Here is a 9849-nt window from a genome sequence, read left to right on the forward strand (position 1 = left end):
CAACTCATTACAGGAAAACGATCATGTTCAAGCCTATGGCCCTGGCCGCTGCTGTGCTCGCTACTTTCAGCCTGAATGCCTTCGCGGCAAAAACCGAGTTGACGGTGTACACCGCCCTCGAGGCCGAGCAATTGAAGTCCTACAAAGAAGCCTTCGAAAAGGCCAACCCGGACGTCGAGATCAAGTGGGTGCGTGATTCCACCGGGATCATCACCGCCAAGCTGCTCGCCGAGAAGGCTCGTCCGCAGGCTGATGCGGTGTGGGGCCTCGCGGCTTCGAGCCTGGCGATCCTCGATCAGCAAGGCATGCTGCAAAGCTACGCGCCGAAGGACCTCGGCAAGATCGGCGCGAACTACCGCGACGCCGAGAACCCGCCAGCGTGGGTCGGCATGGACGTCTGGGCCGCGACCATTTGCTTCAACACCGTCGAGGCCGAGAAGCAGGGCCTGACCAAGCCCGTGAGCTGGCAGGATCTGACCAAACCTGAGTACAAGGGCAAGATCGTCATGCCCAACCCGGCGTCGTCCGGCACCGGTTTCCTCGACGTCAGCGCCTGGCTGCAAACCTTCGGCGAGAAGCAGGGCTGGGCCTACATGGACGGTCTGCACCAGAACATCGGCCAGTACGTTCATTCCGGTTCCAAGCCTTGCAAGCTGGCAGCGGCGGGCGAGTTCCCGATTGGTATTTCCTTTGAATACCCGGCGGTACAGCTCAAGCGTCAGGGCGCGCCGCTGGACATCATCCTGCCGAAGGAAGGCCTGGGTTGGGAGATCGAAGCGACGGCGGTGATCAAAGGTACGCCGCATGAAGAGGCAGCCAAGAAGCTGGCTGACTTCTCGGCGAGTGCTGAGGCGATGGATCTGTACAAGGAGAACTTCGCTGTCCTCGCGCAGCCAGGGATCGCCAAGCCGCAGACCGAATTGCCGGCGGATTATGAGCAACGCCTGATCAAGAACGACTTTGCCTGGGCCTCGAAGAACCGCGACGAGATCCTCACCGAGTGGCGCAAGCGTTATGACGGCAAGTCCGAGAAAGTCGCCGCCAAGTAACCGTTGCCGATCGTTCCCACGCTCCGCGTGGGAATGAATCCCGTGACGCTCCGCGTCACTATGGACGCAGAGCGTCCTTGGCTGCATTCCCACGCAGAGCGTGGGAACGATCATTGAGGTAGCTTCATGACACAACAACAAGACTTGCTGATCGTCGGCGCCGGCATTCTGGGCCTGTCCCACGCCTACGCCGCCGCCAAACGCGGTCTCAAGGTCGCCGTCTTCGAACGCACTGCCACCCCCCTCGGCGCTTCGGTGCGCAACTTCGGCCAGGCGCTGGTCACTGGCCAGCCTCCGGGCACCATGCTCGAACTGGCCAAGGCCAGCCGCGAGATCTGGGGTGGCTGGGCGCAGCTCGCCGGTTTGCAAATCAAACGCAACGGCTCCTACTTGTTTGCCCGCACCGAAGCCGAAGAACATCTGCTCGAAGCCTTCTGCAACGGTCGCGCCGTGGAACACGGTTACAACATCCAGTTGCTGCGCGGCGCTGCCTTGCGCGATCTGTATCACGGTCAGTTCAGCCACCACCGTGCCGCTTTGCACGGTATGGACGATCAACAGGTGTATTCGCGCGAAGCGATTCCGGCACTGATCGATTATCTGCGCCGCGACCTTGGTGTGGAGTTTCATTTCTCCACGCTGGTGCGCGACGTCGAACCGGGGCGTCTGCACAGCACCGTCGGCAGCTTTACGGCGAAGCAGATTATCGTCTGCTCCGGCCACGATTATCAGACTTTGCTGGCCGAGCCGATTGCCGCACTCGACCCGCAAATCTGCCGCCTGCAAATGCTCCGCGCCAAACCGCAGACCGAACTGAATCTGCAACACGCCTTGCTCACCGGCCTCAGCTGTGTGCATTACGGCGCCTTCGCCGATCTGCCGGAAGCGGCGGCGGTGCAGGCGCAAATCCTCCGTGAGCAACCGCACCTGCACGACAACGGCATCCACCTGCTGATCAGCCCGACGCCGTACGGCGAGCTGATCATCGGCGACTCGCACCATTACGACAGTGACCCTTCACCGTTTAACACCGAGCAAGTGGACAACTGGATGCTCGAGCTGGCCGAGCAGACGCTGGGCTGCAAGGTGCAAGTGGTCGAGCGCTGGCAAGGCGTCTATGGTTCCCGGGGGCCGGGGCCGTTCTCGTTCCTGCGCCCGGCACCCGGGTTGAGTGTGGCGCTGATGCACACCGGCGTCGGCATGAGCGTCGGCCCGGCGTTGGGGGAGCGCAATATCGCGCAGTTGCTGGAGGAAGATTGATGACAGATCACGAGCAAGTCGTCGCCCGGGTGTTCGGCTTGTATGAACGCTTTGGCACTAGCGATTACATCGGCGAGCCGGTGTCGCAGATCGAGCACATGTCCCAGGCCGCTGAGTTGGCGATGGCCGAAGGCTTCGATGACGAAGTGGTGCTGGCGGCGTTCTTCCATGACATCGGCCACCTGTGTGCCGAGGGCGCGGAGAACATGGGCGGCTTTGGCGTGGTCAGTCATGAACGGCTGGGTGCGGACTATTTGCGTGAGGCCGGTTTCAGCGAGCGCATGGCGCGGCTGGTGGAATATCACGTGCAGGCCAAGCGGTATCTGACGTTGCGTGAGCCGGGGTATTACGAACGCTTGAGTGAGGCGAGTCGGCGGACCCTGGAATATCAGGGCGGGGTGATGACCGAGGCTGAGGCGGATGCGTTTGCGCGGGATCCGTTGTGTGCGGTCAGTCTGCGGATGCGCCAGTGGGATGAGTTGGCCAAGGAGACGGCGGTGCCGGTGATGGATCTTGGGGTTTTGAAGCGTAAGGCTGCGAGATTGTTGTCTACTGTGTGATTGTCGCCCTCACCCCAGCCCTCTCCCGGAGGGAGAGGGAGCCGATTTTCATGCCTTTCAAACCTGAGTTCGACTGGATATCTCAGGTCGACGTATGACGGAAGAACAACACGGTCAGCTCCCTCTCCCTCTGGGAGAGGGCTGGGGTGAGGGTCGGCGTCTACAGCTCAAGCACCTTCCCCACCAACGCCTCAATCTGCTCCTGCCGTTCCGCTTGATTCAACTTCGCCTGCGGATTCAACGACGACCACTGCGGATGCGCCCGCGCCTTGCTCAATGCCTCCGGCAACTTGCCCTCGCGCCAGGTCTTGTCCTGCGGTGTCGCCACCTGAACCGTATCCATCGCCGCATGCCCACGCTGATCCAGCGCCAACACCAGTTGCCGCTGACGCAACGCCAGCAGCCGCAACACCCCGTCATTCACTGTCAGCTCACGCTGCCCTTTGATCTTGCCCAGCAAGCGACTGCCATAACTGCGCGCCGTTTGTAGCGCACCACCGGCAATTGCACCCGCCAGCGCCGCCGCGCCAAGGGTAATCCCGCCGACCAGCAAATCCACACCAGCCCCCGCCGCCGCACCGGCAGCAATGCCGCCACCCACGCGCACGCCGAGTTGCTTTAAGGTCTCAGGGTTGAACAAATCATCGCCCCAACGTCCATCCAGCAACGGCAAATCACTCGCCGCCGCATCTTGCGGGCGGAACGCATACAGCTTGAGCAGCGCCTCAACACACTTCTGCTCACGCTGGCGCACAGCTTTGCGCAGTTCACTGATCGCCTGCTGTTCCTGCTCGGCTTCACTGACCACACTGCGCCGACACGCGGCGCAGTCGATCAACAATTCAGCAATCAATCGCGCCGCACTTTGCTGACGGGCAAGGCGCTGAGCCTGCTGATCGGCAATCAACCGCTCCAATTGTGGCCGAGCATTCTCCAGCAACAACGCGAGACTTTCGTACAGCCGTCGCTCGCCATCCTCCGGCGGCGCCACGCTGTCGAAACGCACCAGAGCATGCAGACCAAGCCGCGCCAGCGCTTCACGCCAATCTGGCTCGCGATGGTTGGCGCTGCTGACAAAATTCAGTACCGGCAGCAGCGGTTTGCCGCAACTGGCGAGTACTTCCAGCTCATCGCGATACTTGGCCAACACCGGTTCGCGGGCGTCGATCACATACAAACCGGCGTCGGAAGTAAGCAGTTGCCGTAGCACTTTCGCCTCCTGCTCGAAACGCTGGCGCGCTTCGCTGCCGTCGAGAAACCGCGTCAGCCGCGCAGGGCCATCGAGGCGTTCGCCGGGTCGCTCCAGTCGTTCGAGAAAATCCAGCAGAGCGATCGCATCTTCCAGGCCAGGCGTGTCGTAGAGGTCGAGTAACGGTTCGCCGTCCACCGACAACCGCGCGCCTTCGACATGCCGCGTGGTGCTCGGGCGATGGGAGACTTCGCCGAAGCCGACATCGCGGGTCAGCGTGCGTAGCAGCGAGGTTTTGCCGACGTTGGTGTGGCCGACCACCGCGAGTTTCAGCGGCGCTTTCCAGGCATCAGTCATGGCCACTCTCCAGCCAGTTCAACGGCGCGCAATCGGCAAACGGCAGATCCAGCTGTTGCAGCGCGGTGTGCCAGTCGCCGAGGCGCTCGGCATCCAGTGCTTCGCCCGGTGGCGCTTGCAGCAGCCACACGCGGGTCTCGCCCGCGCTGCGCGCCAGTTCAGCGATCAAGGCGAGGCTGCCGCGATCCGGCGAGCGCCGTGGGTCGCAGGCAATCGCCAGACGTGCCGGTGGAAAACGGCTGAGTTGTTCGAGGAGTTTGTGGCGTGATTCGCGGCTGTCGAGGATGCCGGCGTTGCTGACATTCTTTGGCAGCGCGGGCGGCCATGGGCGTTGTTCGTCAAGTTCGATGGCCACCAGCAATGCGCCTTCACTGGCGAATTCGCCGACGGCGCTTTCGACGCGGTGCAATTGTGCCGGCTCCGGGTCGTTGACGCCGAGGCGTTCGCTGGTTGGCATCAGACGTTCACGCAACTGCGCGTAGCCGGGCAGGTTCAGCTCCAGACGCAAGCGATCCCGACCACGCTTCCAGCGCCAACGGCAGAACAGCATCAGCAGCAGACGGGGTAGCACGCCATAGATCAGCACCGCGCCGACCAGCCATATCGCCCACATCTGGCGAACCAGGACGCGGTTGTAATCGGTGTCCAGCGTCACGCGAATCATGTCCACGCTCGGCGCACTCCAGCCCAGCGCATGGGGAATGACCGTCAACGCATCTGTCAGTGCCGCGAAGAAGTCTGCGCCCAGCAGCGTGCTTTCCCAGATGAAGTCATATTGCCGAGTGGCCATCATCAATATCAGCATGCTTAGCGCGCTGAACATGATCAGCAGCCACAGGCCATTGACCAGCGTGCCAATCGCCCAGCGATTGAGTTTGTGGCGTTGCAGCAAGACCAGTAATGCGGGGGGTAACTGCGCGGCCTTGGCGTCCCGGGCAAATTTTTCGCTGAGCCACAGCCACAGGCGGCCGAGCGCTGCTCCGTGTTCGCCAGCGAAAAGCAGACCCAGCGCCCAGCTCAGCAGGAGGATCAGATTGACCCCGAGCAAGGTGCCCAGCGCCCAGAAAATATTGACCGCTCGTGTGCCGTCGCCGAGCGCAGAAAATGCCATGCCTGCGCCAGTGACGCAGGCCAGTAGCGCCATTAGCACCAGCGCCAGACGCGCGCCTTGCAGCCAGTGTTTGAGGGCTGCCGTCAGCCCGTCACGCTCGGCCAGCCATAAAGCCCGGCGTTGAATGCGGCTCGGCAGATCGCCGCCGGCCGTGCGCGCCAGTCGGTTGGCTTCCAGATCTTCCAAGGGGCCTGCGTGTTCTTCGCGCAGGCGCACGGTCTCGGTCAGCCAGAGGTTTTGCAGTGGAGTCAGTTCAGTCACGCGGCGTCCCGTCGCTTAAATGAGCGCTGAGCATAACCGCTGTGGCGCTTATCGGGGTAAGCGCGGCTCTGGTATCCTCGCCGGCATGACTAAATCACTCCCCCTCAGCCTGATCGCAGCCCTCGGTGAAAACCGCGTGATCGGCGTCGACAACAGCATGCCCTGGCACCTGCCGGGGGACTTCAAATACTTCAAGGCCACCACCTTGGGCAAGCCGATCATCATGGGTCGCAAGACCTGGGATTCGCTCGGCCGGCCATTGCCGGGGCGCTTGAACATCGTGGTCAGCCGTCAGGCCAGTCTGGTACTCGAAGGTGCGGAAGTTTATCCGTCGCTGGAAGCTGCCGTGGTTCGCGCCGAGGAATGGGCGAAGGAGCAGGGCGTCGATGAGCTGATGCTGATTGGCGGCGCGCAGTTGTACGCGCAAGGGCTGGCGCAGGCGGATCGTCTGTATCTGACTCGCGTGGCGTTGAGCCCGGAAGGGGATGCGTGGTTTCCAGAGTTTGATTTGGAGCAGTGGAAACTGGTCTCGAATGTGCCGAATCCGGCTGAGGGCGACAAACCTGCGTACAGCTTTGAGGTTTGGGAGAAAGCCTAAGAGCTTCGTCGGAACGCCGCCCGGAGCAAGCTCGCTCCCACAGGGGAAACGCATTCCTATGTGGGAGCGAGCCTGCTCGCGAAGAGGCCAGATCAGGCAAAGATGAGCTTAAGCCTGAGCCAGCTCCGCATGCTCATCCGCATCCAGCAATTCTTTATCAGTCTGCTGCATCACCTGACTGGTAATTGCCCCAGCGGTAATCGAGCCACTCACGTTCAACGCCGTGCGGCCCATGTCGATCAGCGGCTCAACCGAAATCAGCAACGCCACCAGTGACACCGGCAACCCCATTGCCGGCAGCACGATCAGTGCCGCGAACGTCGCGCCGCCACCGACACCGGCAACACCCGCCGAACTCAAGGTCACAATCGCCACCAGCGTCGCGATCCACAGTGGATCCAGCGGATTGATGCCTACGGTTGGCGCAACCATCACCGCCAACATCGCCGGGTACAGACCCGCGCAACCGTTCTGGCCGATGGTCGCACCGAACGAAGCAGCAAAACTCGCCACCGATTGTGGAATGCCCAGACGACGGGTCTGCGCTTCAATGCTCAGCGGAATGCTCGCGGCGCTGGAACGGCTGGTGAACGCGAACGTCAGCACCGGCCAGATCTTGCGGAAGAAGCGCAGCGGGTTGATACCCGCCGCCGAAACCAGCAAACCGTGCACGACGAACATCAGGCCCAGACCGAGGTACGACACCACGACGAAACTGCCGAGTTTGATGATGTCTTGCAGGTTGGAACCGGCGACCACTTTGGTCATCAGCGCCAGCACGCCGTACGGGGTCAGTTTCATCACCAGACGCACCAGACGCATCACCCAGGCTTGCAGGGTGTCGATGGCGTTGATCACTTTCTGACCTTTCTCGACGTCATCCTTGAGCAGTTGCAGCGCTGCGACCCCGAGGAACGCGGCGAAAATCACCACGCTGATGATCGAGGTTGGCTTGGCCCGCGCCAGGTCGGCAAACGGGTTTTGCGGGATGAACGACAGCAGCAGTTGCGGCACATTCAGGTCGGCGACCTTGCCGGCGTAGTCGGTCTGAATGGTTTGCAGACGGGCCATTTCCTGGGTGCCAGCGACCAGACCTTCAGCGGTAAGGCCGAACAGGTTGGTCAGGCCGATGCCGATCAGCGCCGCAATCGCGGTGGTGAACAGCAGGGTGCCGATGGTCAGGAAGCTGATCTTGCCCAGCGACGAGGCGTTGTGCAGACGCGCCACGGCGCTGAGGATCGAGGCGAACACCAGCGGGATGACGATCATTTGCAGCAACTGCACGTAGCCGTTGCCGACCAGATCGAACCAGCCGATCGACGCTTTCAGCACCGGGTTGCCGGCACCGTAAACGGTGTGCAGGGCCACGCCGAACGCAACACCCAGCACCAGCGCGAGCAGGACTTTTTTCGCCAGGCTCCACGTGGTGTGGCGGGTTTGCGCCAGACCGAAGAGCAGGGCGAGGAACACCAGCAGGTTGAGAATCAACGGTAGATTCATGAGATCTCCAGGAAAGACTGTGCCAACAGCCTTCCGGGGCTGCTGCGAACCGGCAAGCCTAACAGCTTGATTTGCAATGATTTAATACCGAAATCTTAGGGCGTCCGTCGTTTTTGGAATAAGCCCGTGTCGCTCTCGGCAATGCATCTGGCGCAAACAGGGACGAGGGCGGTCGCTGACAGACGAGGACTGTCACACATATTTGTTAGCGTCGATCTCTTTGAATCAGGGAGAAGACGCTTATGAAGTTCGCACCGAAATTTCTGGCTGTCGCACTGGCTGTGGGCATGGGGCTGGCCACTCAGGCGTTCGCCACCGACCTGAAACACTGGCCGGCCGATCAGGCCAAGGCGCTGGACGCGATGATCGCCGCCAACGCCAACAAGGGTAACTACGCGGTGTTCGACATGGACAACACCAGTTACCGCTACGACCTCGAAGAATCCTTGTTGCCGTTCATGGAAAACAAGGGCCTGATCACCCGCGACAAACTCGACCCTTCGCTGAAACTGATGCCGTTCAAGGACACCGCCGACCACAAGGAAAGCCTGTTCAGTTACTACTACCGGCTCTGCGAAGTCGACGACATGGTCTGCTACCCGTGGGTGGCGCAGGTGTTCTCCGGTTTCACCCTCAAGGAACTCAAAGGCTACGTCGATGAGCTGATGGCTTCGGGCAAGCCGGTGCCGGCGACTTACTACGAAGGCGATGTGGTCAAGAAACTCGACGTCAATCCGCCGAAGATCTTCACCGGCCAGCAAGAGCTTTACAACAAGCTGATGGAGAACGGCATCGAGGTCTACGTGATGACCGCCGCCTCGGAAGAACTGGTGCGTATGGTCGCGGCGGATCCGAAGTACGGCTACAACGTCAAACCGCAGAACGTCATCGGCGTGACCACCCTGCTGAAGAACCGCGAGACCAACGAACTGACCACGGCACGCAAGCAGATTACCGCCGGCAAATATGACGAGAAGGCCAACCTTGGGCTCGAACTGACGCCGTATCTGTGGACGCCGGCGACGTGGATGGCCGGCAAGCACGCAGCGATTCTGACCTACATCGATGAATGGAAAAAACCGGTATTGGTCGGTGGCGATACCCCGACCAGCGACGGTTACATGCTGTTTCACGATGTTGATGTGGCCAAGGGCGGGATTCACTTGTGGGTCAACCGCAAGGACAAGTACATGACGCAAATCAACGGCATGATGGCCAAGCATGCGGCGGCGCAGGCGAAAGAAGGGTTGCCGGTGACGGCGGACAAGAACTGGGTGATCGTTAAACCAGAAGAGATTCAGTAAGCCAAACCGATCCAATGTCGGAGCGAGCCTGCTCGCGAAAGCGTAGTGTCAGTCACCTTCTTCGTTTCTGACATACCGCATTCGCGAACAGGCTCGCACACAGTTTGATCTGCAGTGACTTTGGGATTTCGGCCAGACAAAAAAATGCCCCGCACTTGGCGTAATGCTGTTCACTTAAGCATTTGAATCCTCGCCGGGCTTCTTCGAAAATCCGATGTCAGATCTCTGGCATCGGATTTTTTATGTCTGTTCAACAGGACTTGCTCGACCTCGGCGACCTTTTCAACGTCTGTGACTTGAGCACTTTCACTCAAAATATTCCCATCGAGTGGGTCGCGTCTGCGCTGGATTTGTCCAGCCAGGCCACTATCCGGCGGCGTCGCTTGCCTGCCGACCAAGTGCTCTGGCTGGTGCTAGGCATGGCATTGTTTCGCGACGAACCTGTTCATGAAGTCGCCCGACGTTTGAACATCTGCGCCCAAGGTCTGGCTTCTGACCATCTGTTGGCCCGTAGCGGTGTGACCGAGGCCCGTAAGCGGCTGGGGGCCGACCCGGTTGAGTGGTTGTTTCGCAAAACGGCTACTCAATGGGGCGCGCAGCGCTATCCCGATGATGCCTGGCAGGATCTGCAAGTATTTGCAGTCGATGGTGCGCTTCTGC

The 9849-nt window shown here is 60.9% G+C and carries 9 protein-coding genes; 6 read left to right on the forward strand and 3 right to left on the reverse strand.

The genetic code is table 11. The features are described 5' to 3' along the window. The first annotated feature begins 23 nt into the window (after positions 1-23). The 3 genes from AC0ZWN_RS17265 (at position 24) to AC0ZWN_RS17275 (ending at position 2869) form a co-directional block, all read left to right on the forward strand. Positions 24-1049 (forward strand): putative 2-aminoethylphosphonate ABC transporter substrate-binding protein, encoded by a 1026-nt coding sequence (locus AC0ZWN_RS17265; RefSeq protein WP_476335857.1) that lies wholly within the window; start codon positions 24-26, stop codon positions 1047-1049. Between the two features lie 126 nt (positions 1050-1175). Further along, positions 1176-2309, forward strand: coding sequence for a TIGR03364 family FAD-dependent oxidoreductase (locus AC0ZWN_RS17270; protein ID WP_476335858.1), 1134 nt, complete (start codon positions 1176-1178; stop codon positions 2307-2309). After that, positions 2309-2869, forward strand: coding sequence for a phosphonate degradation HD-domain oxygenase (locus tag AC0ZWN_RS17275; RefSeq protein ID WP_476335860.1), 561 nt, complete (start codon positions 2309-2311; stop codon positions 2867-2869). The genes AC0ZWN_RS17270 and AC0ZWN_RS17275 overlap by 1 nt, the downstream gene beginning before the upstream one ends. 160 nt (positions 2870-3029) lie before the next feature. Here the strand turns inward: AC0ZWN_RS17275 and AC0ZWN_RS17280 are convergent, their stop codons facing one another. Further along, positions 3030-4415, reverse strand: coding sequence for a GTPase/DUF3482 domain-containing protein (locus AC0ZWN_RS17280; RefSeq protein ID WP_186620057.1), 1386 nt, complete (start codon positions 4413-4415; stop codon positions 3030-3032). Next, a complete protein-coding gene (locus AC0ZWN_RS17285) occupies positions 4408-5787 on the reverse strand; it encodes a DUF2868 domain-containing protein (protein ID WP_476335861.1) in 1380 nt (459 codons plus the stop codon). Before AC0ZWN_RS17285 ends, AC0ZWN_RS17280 begins: the two co-directional genes overlap by 8 nt. Positions 5788-5872: 85 nt before the next feature. Between AC0ZWN_RS17285 and AC0ZWN_RS17290 the strand changes: the two genes are divergently transcribed. Continuing rightward, positions 5873-6385, forward strand: coding sequence for a dihydrofolate reductase (locus AC0ZWN_RS17290; protein WP_093429975.1), 513 nt, complete (start codon positions 5873-5875; stop codon positions 6383-6385). 108 nt (positions 6386-6493) lie between these two features. Here AC0ZWN_RS17290 and AC0ZWN_RS17295 read toward each other — a convergent pair whose 3' ends face one another. Then, positions 6494-7885, reverse strand: a complete 1392-nt coding sequence (locus AC0ZWN_RS17295; RefSeq protein WP_095049438.1) for an L-cystine transporter — start codon at positions 7883-7885, stop codon at positions 6494-6496. 242 nt (positions 7886-8127) lie between these two features. Here AC0ZWN_RS17295 and AC0ZWN_RS17300 point away from each other — a divergent pair, with 242 nt between their 5' ends. After that, positions 8128-9189 (forward strand): HAD family hydrolase, encoded by a 1062-nt coding sequence (locus tag AC0ZWN_RS17300; protein ID WP_093429808.1) that lies wholly within the window; start codon positions 8128-8130, stop codon positions 9187-9189. Between the two features lie 242 nt (positions 9190-9431). After that, on the forward strand, positions 9432-9849 hold a 418-nt coding region (locus tag AC0ZWN_RS17305), incomplete at its 3' end, for a transposase domain-containing protein (protein WP_476335862.1).

The sequence above is a fragment of the Pseudomonas sp. 3B-A001-10F genome (assembly GCF_056313565.1).

Coding starts and splice junctions, on each gene's coding strand:
- AC0ZWN_RS17265 (WP_476335857.1), top strand. CDS start 24: ATGTTCAAGCCTATGGCCCTGGCCGCTGCTGTGCTCGCTACTTTCAGC.
- AC0ZWN_RS17270 (WP_476335858.1), top strand. CDS start 1,176: ATGACACAACAACAAGACTTGCTGATCGTCGGCGCCGGCATTCTGGGC.
- AC0ZWN_RS17275 (WP_476335860.1), top strand. CDS start 2,309: ATGACAGATCACGAGCAAGTCGTCGCCCGGGTGTTCGGCTTGTATGAA.
- AC0ZWN_RS17280 (WP_186620057.1), bottom strand. CDS start 4,415: ATGACTGATGCCTGGAAAGCGCCGCTGAAACTCGCGGTGGTCGGCCAC.
- AC0ZWN_RS17290 (WP_093429975.1), top strand. CDS start 5,873: ATGACTAAATCACTCCCCCTCAGCCTGATCGCAGCCCTCGGTGAAAAC.
- AC0ZWN_RS17295 (WP_095049438.1), bottom strand. CDS start 7,885: ATGAATCTACCGTTGATTCTCAACCTGCTGGTGTTCCTCGCCCTGCTC.
- AC0ZWN_RS17300 (WP_093429808.1), top strand. CDS start 8,128: ATGAAGTTCGCACCGAAATTTCTGGCTGTCGCACTGGCTGTGGGCATG.